Raw genomic sequence first — 19,753 nt, 5'->3', positions numbered from 1 at the left:
TTGAATATAGAAATAAACTTTACTTAAGATATCTTTTCAATTAGTTACTACTCTATAGTAGCAGCCATACTTCTCCTTCTTAGTCTTTTTTACTGTCAGATCATTGAGTATCATTTCTTTTGTTTCTATTTTCTTTTTCTGTACCTTCTCTCATTTTTTTAGTACATTTTTTCCTTTTTCATCTGTTGCATCTGATTGTTTATTCTCGCCTGCAGGCTGCAATTCGTACTGCTTGGATTTGAACTCAATTTCTGGTCGATATTTACCCACTTTATGTTTGATTTCCTGTATTATGTTCTGAGTCTTGTCATCAAGTCCAACAATTGACAGTATAGATTGTGATGCGCTGCTAGTAACCGTGCTAATGCTTCCCATAATTCCCCAACCAGCACCAAATATTGCTTGTGCCATAGTTTCTGATGCAGAGACAAAAACTTCCATTGCACTAGCAATAATAAGATATATAAACACTTGGATTAGGTCTATAGGTAATGCTGCAAAGTATCCACCTGTTCTTTCTCCGGTACCAAGTGCAACATCAACGCTAGTACTGGGACTATATCCAAGAGGTAGTATCGATTTCATTATGCAAAGATCGTATGACAAGAAATTTATGCTAATTAAACATTGATAGCACGCAGAAAAGTTTGTGAGGTTATATAAAACTGAATATAGGAGTTGATTCAGAATAGATAAAAATGAAAATAAAATGACTGGCTGTATTGCAACATGGGCCAACGTTTTTATCCAGTTCTCAAATAGAGATTTAGTCTGTTGAAATAAAATAAATACGATAAATAAAGGTGTTAATGATATCAAAAACGCTACTAGAGAAGTAGATATTACATATCTAAATGTGGCACTAATAATGCATTTTAATGACACAAAACTAGCATAGAGTATTATCAAAAAAGCAATGAAGCCAAAAGGACCAGCAAGCATTAGCGATAAAAACTTCAACCAAGTTTCCCCTGTGAATAATACTCCTGTTGTCAAATCTAAGAATGCAAAATTTTTACCACTTTCCCCTATGTGGCCAGAAAAACTGTCAACTAAATAAGTGCTACCGTCCACAAAAAACTTGGATAAAGTTGTGCCAAAAAGTTCCCAGCTCTTATCACTAAAGGCAAAAGATATAAATGCTATCTTCATTATTCTTATAATGAAGTCAAATTTACTTAACTGTGTTGTTCCAAGTACATAACCAACAACAGTAAATATGACATATAGAATAAGTAAGACTCTTATTCCTTGAGAAAGACCTTTTGCATACCCTTTATATAAATCTTTAATACTGTCCCCAATCACTTCTCTTTTTATAAAATTAAGTACCTTATTTACACTTGATGAAATAAAATCGTTAATCTTTCTTTTGACAAACAAGGTCACGCTGTATTTGTTATTTTCGTAATATTTACCATTTTTATCTATAATATCACTTCTCTCTACATTGCTTACATCAATACCAAAATAGATTTTTTTAGGTTTGTCATTTTTTAAATGACTTCCATCTATTTCATAATATTTCATATTATCCTCTATTGAAGTTAATCCTATCACCTCCTTAAAGCTATCATTATTTGTAGTGGGTGTATTTTCTGGCAAGTTATCACCTAGATAAATATATAGTTTTTTACCGTCAGCATATTCACACGACCTAGTTGTTTTAACGTGGTACCCTCCTCTATTAAGGTAATAATGACCATAATCTGCAATAGCGAGCATCACACTACTACCAGGTTCTACATTATCATTTACTGGATAGTCATTATCTAATTTCAGAGAAAAATTCTCGAAATTATTACTAATTTGTGAACATACGTTGTCTCCTTTTGCTCCTTTTTTTTCTGGAAGACACTGAGTGCCTTGAGCAGTGTCTTTCATATCATCACGCTTGCTTTCAGGAGCACTTGCATCACCTGCATTATTTATTTTCACAACAAGAGCTTCAGCCCAGGAAATATCTTTAGTGTCTAGTGTAAAATTAATAATGTCGACCTGCTTAGAATTTTTCCTGTTTTTAACCTCCTTAAGCTTATCTTTGACTCTTTTGAGATGAGAGTATATATCACATTGATTATTTTTGTGATATTTTTGATATCTTATAGAGGAAACACAGTTTTTATGTCCTTTTTTGTATAAATCAGAATTGAATATACCTTCTTTAGTATAGCATATATTCTGATAGTAACAGTTGAGATTATAAGAGTTGTATTTTTTTATTTTATTAAGATCACAATTTTCTCCTGTGCACAGTTGATTCAGCCCTATTTGAGTAGGGCTGTAGTTTTTCACTTTGTTAAAGTCACAGTCTTTTCCGTTACATAATTTGTCCAGTCCTATTTTAGCACGTCTTAAATCTAACAATGCACCATTTATCCATGGGCTTTCATCTTGGATATAGCTTCTATTAAAATGTACTTTGTTATCGTATGGAGTGTAACCGTTACCGACTAGCACTGTTCTTTTTTTAAAGCTTTCTTTGCTAAGCTGCGGAAATTTTATCTCAGTCCTATTGTCATCGTTTCCACAAAAGAACGTTCCTCCATTAAGGAGATCTTGTATCATAGCTTTTTTATCTCCCTCTCGAGTCTTGTGACAATTGTCATCAAAACTGATATCTTTTCCTTCTAGGTTGTTGATGTAATTAATTGTTATCTTTTTGGGAACTAAGCTGAAGCTTAACTTATCACCGGGATTTACTTTAATACCAGTATCAACATAACGCCTCTTGCTATAAAATTGACTATTCCCAAACCCTACGTTTTTACATACTTCTTGTTCATCGAGGCCAGAATTATTAATTAATTCACTACTATAATTCGGTATTGAATCGTCAGCACAAAATACAGCAGGTACAAGTACTTTTTTTTGGTTTTTACCTTCTTTAAGAGGACAAAAATTTACTGATCCGCTAAGAGTAAATTTGATTTTTTCGCCTTGAGTAATTATTTGACCAGAATCAACCCAATGAATCTTAACTCCTTTGTTGGGTTTATGAACTGGAACGTCCACATTAACACTAGTATTTCTACTCTGTAATCCAGGCTCAACGCAATCTATAGTACAGCCAGTGATTGCAAAATAAACTGCCAATAATAGTGATCTTTTACTCATTATGATGGTTTTCCTGAAGACTGTGGTGTCTGAGGTATTGAGTTTCGAGTTCCTTGCGGTATTTCAGGTCTTTTGATTGGTGCACTTAACTGTTGAGCAGCACTTCCTGCTCGTATTTGAGCACTTTCTTTACCTAATCCGACTGTTTCTATTAAGCTTTGTTGATATTGTTTTCCAGGTTCGTTCATTATATAAACACCAAACAATGAGTCGGATATTTTTGAAGAAGCTTCAATCAAAGCTTCCATTGCATAACCCAAAATAACAAAAGTTATCATAGCAGCAATATTAGGTGTATGCTTAGAGACGTACCCGTGGAAAATACAAGGGTTAAAGATTCTTAGATTAATATTGAGTATGCACGTAGAACAAGCTTCAAAATCAAACATTGAATATATTATGTGATCCATAGCTTGACTCATCAACGATATAAAAATTAAAAGTACTGCTGGGTGGATTGTAAATCTCGCTAAATTTTTGATCCAATTGTAGAACATCTGCCTAGTGTACGTAAACAAAAGACAAATAATAAAGATAGGTGCTAAAGAAAGTAATAATGCAACTGTTGCCATAGATGTAACAAAAGAAAATAAGGCATTAAAAATAGACAATGCTACTTTTATTAAACCCCAAATCAACAAGCAAAAAGCTATAATGCCTAAAGGGCCAGAAAATATAAGGGACACTATTAATAGTATGGAGTTTGGTAAAAGAAATCTATTCAGTGATAAATCGAGAAACTCAAAAACATTTGATATTGTGCCTCTGAAATTTGCTACTTCTATTAACTGTTTTGGAGTGTTAATAAAAATAGAGAACGCGTTATTATAGAAAAAATTCCAGCTATTATCTCGCAATAGCTGGGTGATAATTCCTATCTTTACACATACAATTAAAAACTCATATATAGAAACATGAGTTAAGCCAAGAAGGTAATAAAGAGTATACAGGACTATGTATAATATTAGCACTGATATTATTGTAGACCTAATAGTATTTGTTTTGCTTGATTTTGTAAGACTATCGTAAAGAACCTTTATANGACTAGTATCAGAGTAGATTATATCAGAGTCATTGTAGCTAGGGCCGAAAAATGCGGTTTTTATCTTCTCATCAAAGAAATTATATATTGCACTGAAAGTTCTTGTAGGGGGCTCTTTAGTTGTTAGCTTGATACTGAGCTGACCTTCATTTTTCTCGTAATTGCAACCATGATCTTTTATTCCATAGTATATGGTACCATTTTTGCCTTTTAACTTTTTCTTCAATTTTTCCATTTCTTGGGTATCATGAACTTTGCTAATATCTACAGATATATCTTCCTGATTTTCACCGGGATTATTATTAGGAAACTCATCAGAAACTCTTATATATAAGCTCTTTTTTAGATTAGCAACTTTTGTTACTCTTATGTTAAAACCACCTTTGTCATTTCTATCGTAGCAGCTCTCATTATTTCTACTACATAAACTGAAAGTTAAACTCGGTGTTTGATGGTCCTTATTAATTTTATAATCACAATTAGTACATAAACCACCACTTGGAATATGTTCAAAATCTTCACCATCCATGTGAACTTTTAGAAGTGTAATGTCAGTTTTTACTTGTTTTTCTTTTAGAAAATTACTAATTACTTCAGTATAAGACTGAGATATCTCACCTTCTATGCTATTGAATTCAATATATGCACAATCTGTGTTCCTGTTGCCAGAAGGAAATTTACATATGCGTCCACAGAGTAAATTTAAAATATGCGTATCTACTTTGCTTATTTGTCTATCTGAAAGACTACTACAGTTTATATTTTCTCCTTTTATAGAGTTGATAATGCTTTTAATTTTTTCTTTCCTTTCATCTTGATCTAACTTTGAAAAAGTTGGATCCCAGTACTCTTTTCCATCTAACCATTCTATCTTGTTGCCTATTATGTATTTGTTGGGGCATATTGTGTACTGACCTTCTTCATTCTCCCATATCTGACATTCATCTTGGTTTAAAATGCGTGCAAAATACTCCTTTTCTTTGTTGCTGCATTTTTTATCAATACTTACATATCTGATTGTCTCATTTTCCTTATCTTTACATACTTTACTTCCAATAACACTAAAGTTTATTGAATCTCCGGCTTTAAGTGCAAATTTTGATAACGTAACCTCTTTTACTCCAGGTCTTATTGCAAAATCTTCATACTGCGGGCAAAAACTAATTTTATTAGGGACTATGCTAATTTCTGTTATTTTTACCTTACTTGAAATGTGAACGTTAGAATCAACCCACTTTTGTTGTGTTGACACTACATCTAATTTTTCGCGTAAGTTTGATAAATTCTCTGGCTTAATACAATGATCCTCGCAACCAGACAGCAAAAAGAATATTGCTATTAGTAAAAACTTACGCATAGCCTGTTCTAAGCTTTGATCATTTAAATGTTTATCCATTACTCACTTTGACCACTACCGCTAGGAGCGGCATCTTTTACAGTGTCAATGATATTTTTTCCAACGTTTTTGGCAGTACTAGTACCAGTATTTGCGAGAGTAGATCCACTACTGTTTTGGTCATTAGAACAAAACCTTATACTTTCCATACTTTTTTTAGCTTTCTTGGCAGCTTCAGCAGTACCTCCAGATTGAGCTTTGCTAATAGCTCCAACAATAGCTTTAGTTACAGAGAGGGCTTTTGATATCATTTTTCCAGGTGTAGCACCAGAGCCAAGTGCTGACCTTGGATTGCCGGCAAGCTCTGCAGCCATATTAGGAAGAATATTTAAAAAGTGATAAAATAGGAATAATATTAGAGCTAATTTAAACAATTCTCCGATTAGAGAACTGCTAAACTCCATATATGTAAAATCGAATAAACCAAGTATGTTACTCTTCTTAAAACTGTAGTTTTGTATCATGCATGCAAGAGTGGTTTCGTTTTTTTTACTGCATTCTCCATCTTTTAACTTAAACCACTGTTTTTTATTGCTTAGCACTGTGATTTCTTCTCTTTCAAAATGTAAATTTTTAAAATATATTTTATCGCATACTATGAACATAAAGGACAAAAATGCGAAAAGCATAACTGGGTATAAGCTATAGGTAATCAATTCCTTTAACCAACCATCAAAGTATCCTTTAGTGTGTTGGAATAGAACCATAGGAATGAACAAGGGTGATAAAGTGATGATTACACTTAAGGCGATAAGGGATAAAATAAATATATAGCACATCCATAAAATAACCATCATCATCATAACGGCCATAAATATACAGATAAGAGCTGTTAAAATCTGTCCGCCAGCAAAAATGATGCCGATTATTGAGCCTGCTACTAATAAAACAGGAGCAGAACCAAGTAAAATAGCCAATATTCCTGCACCACTAGTACCAATTTTTCCAGCAATTCCATCTAAAGGTGCTCCTAAGTAAAATAAAATTCTACAATCAAGCCTATCCCAGGACGCAAGATAGATGTCTTCTCCATACTTTTCTGCTTTATAATTACATATATTTTTACTTTCAGATGACGCCTTTAAGACTATCTCAGACAAACCATCTGAAAGCCTTGTTAACTCCTTATAATAATGAGACATAGTGCTACCTGTTGTAAAGTAGATCACTAAAGCAAATTTAATAATCAACATGTATATTTCTTGTGAACTGCGTACTCCACCGGATATGGCTTTTATAGAGAACAGCATTAAAGCTAAAACTAAAACAGCAGTTACAGTATTTTTTAGCCTTTTTTGTGCTAAAGATATAAAGTTCTCACCATTTGGCATACCTTTACCTGTAACTAGGTTATCTAACGATTCCTTAATACATTGTACTACCATGGAAGTTATAGGAATAGGAGCTAATGATTTACTTCCTGTCTGATTGTAACAGGCTTGTGAAATGTAGTCTTGAAAACAACCTTTGTTGTCGTAACCTATAAAGATTTTTCCCTCTTTTTCGTTATTCCTTATAATAGTTTTATAATCTTCATCGGAACCAATAGGAATTGGATTGCCAATACTAAATTTTATCTTGGACTTCTCACACATAGGAGCAATTATGTCAGGTGGTAATTCCGTGCACCCTATATCAACTCCTTGCGGCCAGGGGATTATTCTAATACCAAGTGTGTTAACCTCAGCTAACTCTACACATAGCCTACCTGTTTTTTTCACTGCTTTGAACGTTGATCCATATATGGTTTTGCTCTGTCCAGCTTTGAGAACTTTACATTTTAGTCCTCCATCAACTTTTGGTGACCACGACCCATTTACATATCCAGTGTCTTTTTCCCTAACATCAAAATCTATGTATCCGGACTTCTCTCTGAAATCAAAGTCATTCTTCTTAAAAAGATTACCGAATGTTAAAGGATTGCGATAACATACTTCTATATATTCACTATACTGCACGCCATTTTTTGGCCAGTAATAATGTTCTCTATTAATATTAACAATATCCCAGTTAGTAAAGTCTAAAATTTCTTTTTCTATCTGTTTTGCATTTTTTCCAGATTCTCCTTTTAATGCAGAAAGATATTCATCTTCTGTTTGAAAATTTTTATTTATGAATGTGCTATAACTTGTGTCTCTTAATGTAAAATCCTTATACTTTCCATCATAATCACGTGCAACTGGGTGTCTAACAAAACTATGCTCACAGACAACGAGTCCTCCTATTGCTTTCCAAACCCCAACGATTGCAGCTATCATTCCAACAATAACAAGACTAGTAGATAACCCAGCAGAAGAGACAGTCAAGACAATGCCAGTAAATATAGCACCAACAGCAATTGCTATCCCAGCAAGTGCTGGGGCTGTTTTAAACGCTCCACAATCAGGGTTAGAGGCACGACTGAAACTGCCAGTAGAATTAAATCTACTAACAAATTCTGTTCTATCAATGCCACTTGCTATATCTGCAAAAGCTGGATATGAGAGTAAAAAATCTACATTCAGTAAAAATATCAAAATCAGTAGCAGTGACAGCTTGGTCTTAAACATCTTTTACTTTCTGGTAAAATATGGGTAACCATCTTTTCGGGTCGTTGCCGACTTCTTTTAATATATCATGTAACAATAGAATACTTTCTGCACGTCCAGATAACACATTGACTATGTCATCTAAGTCTTTTAAGTCTATTCTAGCTACAACAGCATTAGCTCCTTGTTTCACCAAAAAGAATCTAGTACTTGGATCTGTATGCTTGATTAGTATATATTCACGTTCAGTTAGCATAAAAACATCTCGATAGACACTAGTGGCTTTTAAGTTTGGCAAAAAAATTTGTGTTGCTGTTTGTTGTACAAGTGTATCACTAATGGTACTTTTGCTTGCATCTTCAACACTTTGAGTGGCAAAAATCACAAAAGCATTTGATTTCCTTAGCACTTTTAACCAGTCTTTTATCTTAGGTGCAAAGACTGGATTATCTNTTAATGCCCACGCTTCATCAAGAACAATAATAGATGGAGTGCCATCAAGAGATATACTAATCCTATGAAACAAATAAATCAAAACCGGTCCAAGAGCAACAGAATCTTTGAGTAAGCTAGTCATTTCGAAGCCAAATATCCTTGCTTTTGAAAAGTCTAGTAAATCTTCTTTATTATCAAATATTGCAGCGTGAGAACCATTACCGTGCCACATAGATATTGCCCCAGCTAAGGTACCAGGGCCTGCAAGGCCTAAAAATGGTACGAGATTTCTCAAGAATCTGTCTTCTTTCCTCAACTTAAAATTTCCTTCAATTGCATCATTAATTCGAGTAATATCTTCTGAAGTGAATTTATCATTGTATACTGAGATTAAAGATTTTATCCACTCCATTAAAAATGTTCTATTGTCAGTAGTATCATCAAGTTGTAGAGGATTAAAATTTGTCTTAGTTCTTGGTTCTATTAGAGTATAGATACCGCCAAGCGCTCTTAAGAAGATCTCTGCGCCACGATCTTTATCGAAGAAGAATATTCTTGGAGAAAATTTCATTGCTTGAGCACATAAAAAATTCATTAAAACAGTTTTACCAGAGCCAGTTGGACCAATTATCATAGTATGCCCAACATCTCTTATATGAAAATTAAAGAAAAATGGTGTACCGGATGTTGTGTCAAAAACTGTAACGGCATCTCCCCAGTGATTATTGAATTTATTACCAGTAGGATAATTATGTTGAGATACAAAGCCAGCTAAGTTAAGACTGCTTATTGTACCTTTTCTAACTATATAATTGAAATTACCAGGAATTTGTGCCCAAAATGCTGGTTCAAGGTTAACTCTTTCACGGATAGGATAAACACCACAGTTAGAAAGCTCTGATTCTACCAGCGATAAAGCATTGTCTAATGATTTAGGGTTTTTCTCTATACATAAGATAGTTAAGTGATGTTCGCCAAACGCGATCTTACCACTCATTGCATCATCAAGTGCATGAGAGATTTCTGCTATTTGAGAAATAGCTTTATCTTCGGATTGTATCATCCGATTTTGTTGTATCTGCATTTTTGCAATTGCTATTTGTCTGTTTGTAAATTGGAAAGACTGTGTGATAATAAACTCATAGGGAAGTTGTAAAAAATGATCAAGCATTCCTGCAGAGGTATTATTACCATATTCTTTGATACTCACTATTCCAGCATATTTGTTCTCATTGTGAGTTATAACTTGTATGGTCTTATGGCCAAAAAACAATCTATGTACTGGTAAGTATTTCGATATTTCGGTTTTTAAAGGGAAAAGCGTATTTGTAATGAAGCCACAATTTACAATCCTAGATAGAAATTCCATTATTTCACAAAATAAACCGTTTGGGGTTTCTTTTACTCCAAGAACCTTAGGCGAGTAATTTCTAAGGCTTGTTACTACACGATTTGTTGTTTCTTCTAAGTCTTCATAAATAGCACGCATGTCGCTTTCCCAGGCATATTTTGAGGTTACATGTCCGAATTTTTTCAGTAAGTGTGATAAAAATTCTACTCCTTTTGTATCGGTTCTACGAATAACTGTAATATATAGGTCGTTAATAAATGATTGCCTTGTTGAGTGTTTTTCTCTCCATTTTAGATTTACGTAATTAGCAAAAAAATTTGGCAATTTTTGATTTACAGATTCATCAGAGAAGATATTTTTTTTACGTCTGATAGTATGAAAATATAGACCAAATGCTGGAGACGAAATGCTTCTTAGCATTTGATTTCTGATATTGTTCTGTATTACCAGATCTTCATCATCGGCTGTTTCAAATGCAAAGCCATTTAGTTTTATAAACTTAACTAACCAATTCTGTTTTGTTACTAAGGTTGTACTATTCCAATAGTAAGAGTAAGGTATAAATTCAGCAGTATGAACTTCTCTGTTTAGAATAGATTTATTCTTCGATTGAATAGCTCTAAACCTCAGCATTGTATAACATTAAGTAATATCGTAAGAATTAGCTCCATGATAAAGACGGTTCAAACATCTTGAGCACTTTCCTAATTTTACCATGAATAATTCAATAAACAACGGTTCTTTTGCGGAAGCTATATAACCAAGTCCGTGTATTCCGAATAACATCAAGAAAGTTCTAAGATCATTTATATTAATAAAAATTAACATGCAAATTAGAACATTTAATATTGCAAACATATAACTCACACCGAAAAGCATCGCAGGTCTTGTAAGACCTTTGAACAATTGATTTGTTTGTATGCTACCTGTAGACATTTTTTGACCCTCTGACTAATAGCTTTAACACTAATACTATATCATTAATTAAAAATCCATTGAAATGAGTACCTCTTTAGGTAAGATAAGTAATTTGAATTCAATGATGATAAGCTGGCCATTTCAGGAAGCAGAAAAAATATTACAAAGATTTCCTAATAAAAAGGGGATAATATTTGAAACTGGTTATGGACCTTCAGGTTTGCCACATATTGGTACTTTTGGGGAGGTTTTTCGTACTACAGTTGTTGCGAATGCACTAAAGAAAATAGCTCCTGATATAAAGACTAAGATTATTGTAGTTTCTGATGATATGGATGGTTTGCGAAAAATACCAGATAATGTACCGAATCAAGGGATGCTAAAAGAGCATTTAAACAAGCCATTAACGATGATACCTGACCCATTTGGCACCCACGAAAGTTATGGCCACCATATGAATTCACTGTTATGTAAATTTCTTGATTTATTTAATTTTGAATACGAATTTAGAAGTGCTACAGAGTGCTATAAATCTGGCGTTTATGATGAAAAACTTTTACTTTTGCTGAAGAATTACGACAAAGTAATGGATGTAATGCTTCCATCGTTTCGAGAAGAAAGGCAGCAAACCTATAGTCCGTTTTTACCAATATGTCCAAAAGCTTCTCGAGTTTTACAAGTTCCAATAATTGAAAGGGATACCAATAAAGGAACAATCACATATGAAGATACAGATGGAGAAAAAATAGAGGTTCCAGTGACAAAAGGCAGATGTAAGTTGCAATGGAAACCGGATTGGGGAATGAGATGGGCTACATTTGGAGTCAATTATGAAGCTCATGGAAAAGATTTGGCTTCGTCTGCTGTACTTTCAAGTCAAGTATGTGAAATTCTTCGAGAAAAGCCACCACTTCTGTTTTGTTACGAGTTTTTTCTTGATAAAGAAGGAAAGAAAATATCAAAATCAAAAGGAAATGGTATTTCAATTGAAGAGTGGCTTACTTATGCCCCAACAGAGAGTTTAGCGTTGTATATCTTTCAGAGTCCCAAAAAGGCTAAACGTTTACATTTTGATGTTATACCAAGGTTAACTGATAAATATCTGGAGTTTGTTAAGTTATATAATGAGGATAAAGAAAAATATATGAATAGTCCTGTATGGCATATTCACCAAGGCAATGTTCCAAGTATAGGGATTTCGGGTATAAACTTCTCGTTACTTTTAAACCTGGCAGCAGCTTGTAATGCTGAAAATAAAGAGATTCTTTGGGGTTTTATATCTACTTATGTATCGAATATTACACCAGAAAGTGATAAAANGCTCGACAGGCTTTCAGACTTTGCGGTTAAGTATTATCACGACTTTATCAAGCCAGCAAAAGCATATAAAGTTCCAAATGAAAAAGAGAAAGAAGCTTTACTAGATTTAAAGAATGCCCTATATTCTCTACCTATTATAACTACTGCTGAAGAAATTCAATCTCATGTCTTTTCAATTGGAAAAAAGCATAATTATAGTAATTTACGCGATTGGTTTCAGTTGCTATATAGAACGTTACTTGGCCAAAAAAGCGGTCCAAGAATGGGATCTTTCATAAAGCTTTATGGGATAGGTAATACAATTTCTCTTATAGATGCTGCTATTAAACGTACACTTTAAAGTTTGATCTCTTTGCATTTCGAGCTCTTTTTAGTTTAAAATTAAATGCAGAAATTATTCAATAACCTTTATCAATTTCCTTATCATAATACTGAAGATGTTTTATTCACCTTTGTAATCTCTGTATTAGGTTAATGGTAAAACTCAATGTATTTGGCATCTCATGTTTAGTTTTTGTACTATGTGTGTTGTTATCTTGATAAAGTTTCTATAGTTTTTTGCCTATACAAGTGCTGAAGTGAACTTATAAAATGTTTAAGACAGCAAAGAGGATATCAAAAATTGGTAAGCAATATTTGAATACTAGTTATCTTAGGTTTTTTGCTTTTTTTACTTGATAAGTTTCTTAAATATTAAAGCAATTCATAAATAAACATTTATTTTTATAATAAGTAATGTTATTCCAGGGTGTAATATCGAAATCTGTATTTTTTGATCTTAGTGTTGGCTACTTGAATAGCACTCCTAACAATCTTTATCCTTTTTTACTATTTAGTAAATTTATTAATAGCTAAAATAATTTAAGAGTTCAAAGAGATATTATGCTAGTTCTTGATACTTTCTTATAAAGGGAGTTACTTTCGAACTATTATAATACCAGTGTACTTGACAGTAGTGGATTAGTAGTGGTTTAATGATGAAGAGGTAGAAATATGTAGTGAAGTCGTATTCGAGTTTGTATGATATGAAAGGGGGGATATGGGTAAAAAAAGTAGGCTAGAATCAGATAGCTTAGGTGAGATAAAAGTACCAAATGAACATTACTGGGGAGCACAAACACAACGTTCCTTGGACAATTTCAAAATCGGCATAGAAAAAATACCAGAACCTCTAATTGAAGCGTTAGCGGTGGTAAAACTTGCAGCAGCACGTGTGAACATGAAGCATGGTACTATAGACGAAAAAGTGGGTAATACAATCTGCACAGCTGCACAAGAGATAATAGATGGTAAATTCAACGATGAATTTCCTCTTGTTATATGGCAAACTGGGTCTGGGACTCAGACTAACATGAATATGAATGAAGTAATCAGTAACCGTGCAATAGAGATTTTAGGTGGTAATTTAGGTAGTAAATTTCCTGTACACCCAAATGATCATGTGAATCGTTGTCAGTCATCAAATGACACCTTTCCAACAGCAATGCATATAGCAGTGGCAAAGCAAATAAATCATTTTCTCATTCCAAATCTTGAATGGCTTTATAAAGCGCTAGATAATAAGGTTCAGGAATTTAAAAATATAATAAAAATAGGCCGTACTCATTTGCAAGATGCAACGCCTCTGACACTAGGACAAGAGTTTTCTGGCTATATGACTCAAGTTGAAAAGGGAATAGAGAGGATAAAATTAGCTTTGAGCAATGTATATGAGCTTGCACAAGGTGGTACTGCAGTTGGTACAGGATTGAATGTTAATCAAGGCTTTGCCGAGAGTTTTGCCAAGGAAATAGCAAAAATCACCGGTCTTCCATTTACTTCAGCAAAAAACAAATTTGAAGCATTGGCAGCAAATGATGCTTTAGTTGAGTTAAGTGGAACACTCAACACGATAGCGGTTAGTTTAATGAAAATTGCAAATGATATAAGGCTACTTAGTTCTGGTCCAAGATGTGGGATTGGAGAAATAACATTACCAGAAAATGAGCCTGGTTCTTCAATTATGCCAGGTAAAGTAAATCCAACTCAATGTGAAGCAATAACTATGGTATGTGCTCAAGTTATGGGGAACCATGTTACTGTAACTATTAGTGGTTCAAATGGTCATTTTGAATTGAACGTGTTTAAGCCAGTAATAATTTACAATGTTTTACAGTCTATAAGACTTTTAGCTGACGCAAGTTTAAATTTTGCACAAAAATGTGTGCTTGGTATCAAAGCAAATGAAAAAAGAATAAAAGATTTGGTGAATCAATCACTAATGCTAGTAACTATATTAAATACCTACATAGGGTATGACAATGCAGCAAAAATAGTGAAACTTGCCTATAAAGAAAATATCACTCTAAAAGAAGCGACAGTGAAGCTAGGTCTGCTTACTGAAAAAGAATTTGAAAAAATAGTGAAACCGGAAGAAATGGTGAACCTATAAGCGACTAGTTTTATTATCAACGCTTAAAGTGATTTCCTTTGTCCCTTTCGTTCTCTTACCTGTTAACATTTTTAGTTTCTTACTGTGTGTGTAATTACTTTATAGTATGCAGTTCATTTGAGGAGTTATGATCTAATTTAAGAGTAATTTCCGTAATTGTAGTTTTTTTTCTACACCCACAATCCTCATAGGAGGTGTTAAAATGGGAATAGAATCAAACAATAAAGTTAGCAGGATCCTTGTACATTTATTGTTTAAGTGAAAGTAATCTGGGTTTTCTTGCAAAACTATTGTTTATATGAAAAATGATGATCTACTTTTAGTTTCACTCTAGTGAGTGATGCTGAGATCTAAAAAAGGAAAGAAAACAGATTCCAGTGTCAGCTATTTAGGTGGCAACAAAGGAGAAGTTTTGTAAGAAGCTTTTTCATGCTGAATCTTAATTATGGTATGAGTCTGTAAATAGCGAAAGGAGAAAAAANAGGTTAAATTTTCTATTTTACTTGCTAGTTTATTAGATTAATTAATGCCAGTTTGTAATAGGGATGATATTTTCTAGATGTTAATATGATGCAAATTTGAAAGTATGATAAACTTTGTTCTATTCAATTTAAGAAAGAAATAGAATATTATCTAAAGTTAAAAATTGGGTAATTGATCTTGAGCATGTTGATGATATATTAATAGTAAAATGTCTTGAAAAGCCAGTTATAAATACGTGTATAACTGTTAAATCATTGAAATTGGTGAACAATTATATAACAAAGCTATGGGGGAATTATAATATGAGTATCTATGGAACAGAGAAACGATGTTTAGTAGGTGATATGTACAGTTATTAAGTTTACATAGTAAAATTTATTCTATGCGTGTGTTTTATTCAGGATAGTAGAAAGCGTAAAAGCCATTATTTGCTTCACGTAACTGCTTGAAAGGAGATCACAAAAGAGCGAGAAAATATTCTAAATTATAGAGATAAGCTAAGTGAGATTTTCTTTCAAGATAGAGAAATGTATATAGAAAATAAAACAGATTTTATAGGAAGTTTGCTTGTTTAAGTAGAAAATAGGAGCAATGAAAAGGATAATTGTACGTAAAGCTTTAATATAATGTATGATGATATAGGTAATATGTATCAATTTATGGTGAAATATAGNAAATATTTAAATGGTTGATGCTTATATTGGATTAATACCGAAATAGTGTGTCTTTAAGGAAGTTAATCAGCATAGTAGAATATTAAAATGGGATTATTAGAGTGTAGAACTAGCTGTATTTCGTGAAGCTGCGCGAACAATACTGATATAATTGGTAAGAAGAAATTCTACTGAAAAGCTTGGGTTAGAGCTATAGACAACTCTTTTTTTTTGTGTATAATCTTAAGAAATTTTCTATATTTGAAGTGAAAAGAGCTTTAATATCGGTTTATGATAAGTCAAATATAATTGACCTTGCATCATTTTTAATACAGCAACAAATGGAAATTCTTTCAACAGGGAATACTTGTAAAGTGCTATCTGATGCTGGAATAAAAACGCGAGAAGTCTCAGATTATACACACTTTCCAGAAGTATTAGGTGGTAGAGTGAAAACTTTGCATCCTAAAGTTCATGGGGGGATACTCTGTGATCGGGAAAAGCATAAAGGGGAGATGCAAGGTTTGGGAATTGAGCCTATAGATCTTCTTATAGTTAATCTATATCCATTCTGGGAGACAGTGAGTAGCGGGTCAAATGAGAAGCAAATTGTAGAGCAAATTGATATTGGTGGAGTAGCTCTAATTAGAGCTGCAGCAAAAAATTTTTATTTTACTTCAGTTATTTCTAGCATTCAGGACTATGAAACGCTAAAAATTCAAATGATTGAAAACAACAATAAAACAACATTGGAATATAGAAAATATCTAGCAACTAAGGCGTTTGCTCTCACCGCATACTATGATTCTAATATTTATAGTTGGTTTTTATCACAGAGTAAGAATAGTGAATTGCCAGAGTTTTTCGCTCTATACGGATATAAAACACAAGAACTGAGATATGGAGAAAATCCTCATCAAAAAGCTGCATTTTATAGCAATCAGTTTACAAAATATCCGCTAGAAAAAATACATGGTAAAGAGTTGAGTTATAATAATATACTAGATGTAGAGTCTGCGCTTAATATAGTTTCTGAATTTAAAGAACCTACAGCAGTGATAATCAAGCATAATAATCCATGTGGTGCTGCTGTTGGTAATAACGCTTTGGAGGCATATGAAAAGGCTTTATTGTGTGATGAAATAAGCAGTTTCGGTGGTGTAGTAGCCTTGAATCGTGAGCTAGATTTAAAGCTAGCAGAGAAATTAAGTGAGATATTTTTAGAAGTAGTGATAATACCATCAGTAAACAGTGAAGCGTTAGAAGTTTTACAAAGAAAGAAGAATTTAAGAGTGATTATTTATAAACCCTTTCAGAAAAGTACAAAATATCAGATCAAAAATGTTGTTAGTGGTTTTTTAATACAGGAAAATAATAACTACGTGATAGAGGCAGGAAGAATTAGCAAAGTGACGAAGCGTTCTGTAACAGAAAAAGAAAAGGAAGATTTGATTTTCGCTTGGAAAATATGTAAGCATGTGAAATCTAATGCAATAGTTATAGCAAAAAGTGGATGTACTATTGGCATCGGTGCAGGGCAAACAAGTAGAATAGGCAGTGTGGACATTGCAATAAAAAGAGCAGGTGAAAGGTGTGAAGGTGCTGTGCTTGCTTCAGATGCATTTTTCCCATTTCCAGATAGTATAATAGAAAGTGCAAAACATGGAATTACAGCGATAATCCAGCCTGGTGGTTCGCTAAAAGATCAAGATGTGATAGCAGCTGCAAATGAGAGTAAAATCGCTATGTTTTTTACTGGTATTCGTAGCTTCTTTCATTAAGTTTTATATCTTATAGCTAGGAATTTTCTTTTCACATCATCACAACTTTGTGAATGTGTACGGTTNTCACGTTGCCAATAACACATAGAGCTATGCAATAAATCTACTGAAACTTTGAGAAATGCAGCCTACTTCTGTATTCAAATATATCAAGCAGTAATTTAAAAGACTTATTCTTGACTATTGTGCTTTTCGTGTTATTATATGTGAGATTAAGTAACTTTCTGTTCTTGTATAAATTAGCAAAATTTAAACTTCACGTATCCTGATTATTTTATATCTAAAATATCTCTGCTGTCTCTTAATATCATGTTCTTTCCAGCAATGTAAAATTCATCTTGCGACTTACGCATTATCTTTAACTTTGAGGGTGAGCTTTGACTTAAGTTATTGTATAATAATATGGTTTGTTTCCTTGTTCTACTCTGCCTCTTAGCTGGTGTAATTGCGATAATCCAAGTTGCTCTGTATTTTCTATAATTAGAATTGGTTGTTGCGTCTAGTATATCTACGGCCAACTTCTATTATAGTGGTTGTAACAAGCAGAGAAAATTTATCTTTTTTGAGAGAAAACATAACTTGATTTTTCTGTTTCTTGGTTAATTTTCTGTATATTATCTCGACTTTGTTAAAAAGTGTTTTTTATGCTTCCTGAAAGCGCACCTCTGCTGCAGTAATATTGAGTTCCCTCGTTTCCTACTATATATGAATAAATTCAATATGCTTTTTTGCTCATGTATATAGTTTACTTAAACTTTTTAGTAAAATCTATTATTTTCTTACTATTCATAGTAACAGTTTTTATTAATAATCTAGATTCTGATTTCTTTTTCCTTAAAACTAAGTATTCAATACTATCATACATGGCTTACTGTAAAGTTCTTGGAGTTGCAGTAACAAAAAGTATATCGGCATTTTCTCCTTTTTTTGCTAAACGATTTTTCTGCATCACTACAAATCGTTATTGTTTACCTATAACTGCAAGCCTAAAAATTTTAAATGTGATGTTAGCTTGAAATAGTGCGTGAGTGCTAAACACTATGTTTAAAATACTGCTTATAAGTTCATTCATGATAATNNTTTTCTTTTCTTGCGTGTAATCTTACCAGTGAGTAGAGTAACTTTTATATTATCAGTACAGAATAAAGCCTTTTTGATTCAATAATGGTATTGTGCTTCTGCAGATAATAGTAGTTGGTGCTTAGAGCTGATTGCATATTGTTTTCTACTAGATTAAGCATTGCAAAAAGTGCAATCACGGTCTTTCCACTACCAATATCACTTTGAAGTAAACTTACTTATCATATGGTGCTTAAGATTTTTATCTTCTGAAATTTCACCTATTATACTAACTTGATTATTTTTTAATTTAAAACGATAGTNATTCAAGACTTGTTTTTTATATATTTATTGGATACTGTAAATCCTCTGCTCGTTTTTTTTACATAGTTTTCTCTTGCAAGTTTTAGTGTTAGTCAATATGTAAAAATTATCATAAGTAAGCCTTTTCCTCGAAAATTCCTCTTCAGTTAATGAGCTTGGCTTATGCAACTTCATAATATTTTCTCTTCAACTTAGCAGTTTTTTAATTAACATGGCGTCTATCCATTCTGTCAAATTGGGCAGTTTTTTAACTAGAGCTTATCATATTTCCAATACTTCTATCGGTGATGCTCGACACAATTAGTAAACCGATTCTATGCTAGCTATTTTTTTAAAATAGGCTAATGTTAAGCAATACATAATCTGGATGAGCGATTTGCCAATGTTTGGCAAATTTTTCGAGTTTTCACTAATAATTATATTGGCTCCGTTTAGAAATAATTTATATCAATAATTAATTGAATAATTAAAAAAGATTATAAGTATGTATTGACTTTTACTTTCAATGACTATTTTATATGGGATTCTCTTTAAGAGTAAGGCGGGTGATGCTCACAAAGTCTTGCCATGAAAGTTGAAATTTTTCAACTTGAGCATCAAGTAATGGCTTTTTTCTATCTATATAACTGAACGGCCTATAAAACAGCAGGTTCATTACTTTATTTCCACCACAGGGTTTAGGCAGTATTGCAAAATGAAACTTAGATATATTCTCTAAATTGCCATTTTAGAGAAATCAGTACTTTTGGTTGTTTGCTGCGATTCATATATGTGTAAAACCTTTTTATCATTAATAGGAGGTCTTCTAAAGGTTCTATAGTTTGGTGATGAAGCTGTTACTATTTGTCGTTGTAGAGCTTGTATCAGTGTTAAGTATTTTTGTTGGCTTATTAAATATTTCATGTATTGTACTAC

Annotated in this window: 10 protein-coding genes; 3 read left to right on the top strand and 7 right to left on the bottom strand. The window is 32.8% G+C overall.

Features of this window, described 5'->3' with window-relative positions; translation table 11 throughout:
- Positions 1 to 150: 150 nt before the first annotated feature.
- The 5 genes from HSX44_RS02905 to HSX44_RS02885 all read right to left on the bottom strand — a co-directional run bounded on the left by HSX44_RS02905 (position 151) and on the right by HSX44_RS02885 (position 10,805).
- Positions 151 to 3,117 carry a TrbL/VirB6 family protein gene (locus tag HSX44_RS02905; protein ID WP_275602229.1) on the bottom strand — a complete coding sequence of 989 codons (2,967 nt, stop codon included), beginning with the start codon at positions 3,115 to 3,117 and terminating at the stop codon, positions 151 to 153.
- On the bottom strand, positions 3,117 to 5,555 hold the full coding sequence (locus HSX44_RS02900) for a TrbL/VirB6 family protein (RefSeq protein WP_275602228.1): 2,439 nt from the start codon (positions 5,553 to 5,555) through the stop codon (positions 3,117 to 3,119). The genes HSX44_RS02905 and HSX44_RS02900 overlap by 1 nt, the downstream gene beginning before the upstream one ends.
- Entirely contained in the window at positions 5,555 to 8,104 is a 2,550-nt protein-coding gene (locus HSX44_RS02895) for a TrbL/VirB6 family protein (RefSeq protein ID WP_275602227.1), read from the bottom strand. The genes HSX44_RS02900 and HSX44_RS02895 overlap by 1 nt, the downstream gene beginning before the upstream one ends.
- Positions 8,097 to 10,502, bottom strand: a complete 2,406-nt coding sequence (locus HSX44_RS02890; protein WP_275602226.1) for a VirB4 family type IV secretion/conjugal transfer ATPase — start codon at positions 10,500 to 10,502, stop codon at positions 8,097 to 8,099. The genes HSX44_RS02895 and HSX44_RS02890 overlap by 8 nt, the downstream gene beginning before the upstream one ends.
- A 9-nt stretch (positions 10,503 to 10,511) precedes the next feature.
- Positions 10,512 to 10,805 (bottom strand): VirB3 family type IV secretion system protein, encoded by a 294-nt coding sequence (locus HSX44_RS02885; RefSeq protein WP_014868750.1) that lies wholly within the window; start codon positions 10,803 to 10,805, stop codon positions 10,512 to 10,514.
- Between the two features lie 64 nt (positions 10,806 to 10,869).
- Between HSX44_RS02885 and HSX44_RS02880 the strand changes: the two genes are divergently transcribed.
- From HSX44_RS02880 to purH, 3 genes are all read left to right on the top strand, one after another.
- Entirely contained in the window at positions 10,870 to 12,447 is a 1,578-nt protein-coding gene (locus HSX44_RS02880; protein ID WP_275602225.1) for a lysine--tRNA ligase, read from the top strand.
- Positions 12,448 to 13,146: 699 nt separating this feature from the next.
- On the top strand, positions 13,147 to 14,538 hold the full coding sequence (gene fumC / locus HSX44_RS02875) for a class II fumarate hydratase (RefSeq protein WP_275602224.1): 1,392 nt from the start codon (positions 13,147 to 13,149) through the stop codon (positions 14,536 to 14,538).
- A gap of 1,369 nt (positions 14,539 to 15,907) precedes the next feature.
- Positions 15,908 to 17,455, top strand: coding sequence for a bifunctional phosphoribosylaminoimidazolecarboxamide formyltransferase/IMP cyclohydrolase (purH, locus tag HSX44_RS02870; protein WP_275602223.1), 1,548 nt, complete (start codon positions 15,908 to 15,910; stop codon positions 17,453 to 17,455).
- A 269-nt stretch (positions 17,456 to 17,724) separates the two neighbouring features.
- On the opposite strand, the gene HSX44_RS02865 is transcribed toward purH, so the two are convergent.
- Both HSX44_RS02865 and HSX44_RS02860 read right to left on the bottom strand, forming a co-directional pair.
- The gene (locus HSX44_RS02865; RefSeq protein ID WP_275602222.1) at positions 17,725 to 17,973 is read right to left on the bottom strand and encodes a hypothetical protein; all 249 of its coding nucleotides are present in this window, start codon (positions 17,971 to 17,973) and stop codon (positions 17,725 to 17,727) included.
- 1,579 nt (positions 17,974 to 19,552) lie between these two features.
- Positions 19,553 to 19,753: hypothetical protein (locus HSX44_RS02860; RefSeq protein WP_275602221.1), on the bottom strand; the 201-nt coding region annotated here is incomplete at its 5' end.

The sequence above is a fragment of the Wolbachia endosymbiont of Onchocerca gibsoni genome, assembly GCF_029169405.1.
Taxonomy (GTDB): Bacteria; Pseudomonadota; Alphaproteobacteria; order Rickettsiales; family Anaplasmataceae; genus Wolbachia.
The sequence above is the reverse complement of the archived record's forward strand: the minus strand, read 5'-3'. Positions and strand labels throughout refer to the sequence as shown.

Coding starts and splice junctions, on each gene's coding strand:
- HSX44_RS02905 (WP_275602229.1), bottom strand. CDS start 3,117: ATGAGTAAAAGATCACTATTATTGGCAGTTTATTTTGCAATCACTGGC.
- HSX44_RS02895 (WP_275602227.1), bottom strand. CDS start 8,104: ATGTTTAAGACCAAGCTGTCACTGCTACTGATTTTGATATTTTTACTG.
- HSX44_RS02885 (WP_014868750.1), bottom strand. CDS start 10,805: ATGTCTACAGGTAGCATACAAACAAATCAATTGTTCAAAGGTCTTACA.
- fumC (WP_275602224.1), top strand. CDS start 13,147: ATGGGTAAAAAAAGTAGGCTAGAATCAGATAGCTTAGGTGAGATAAAA.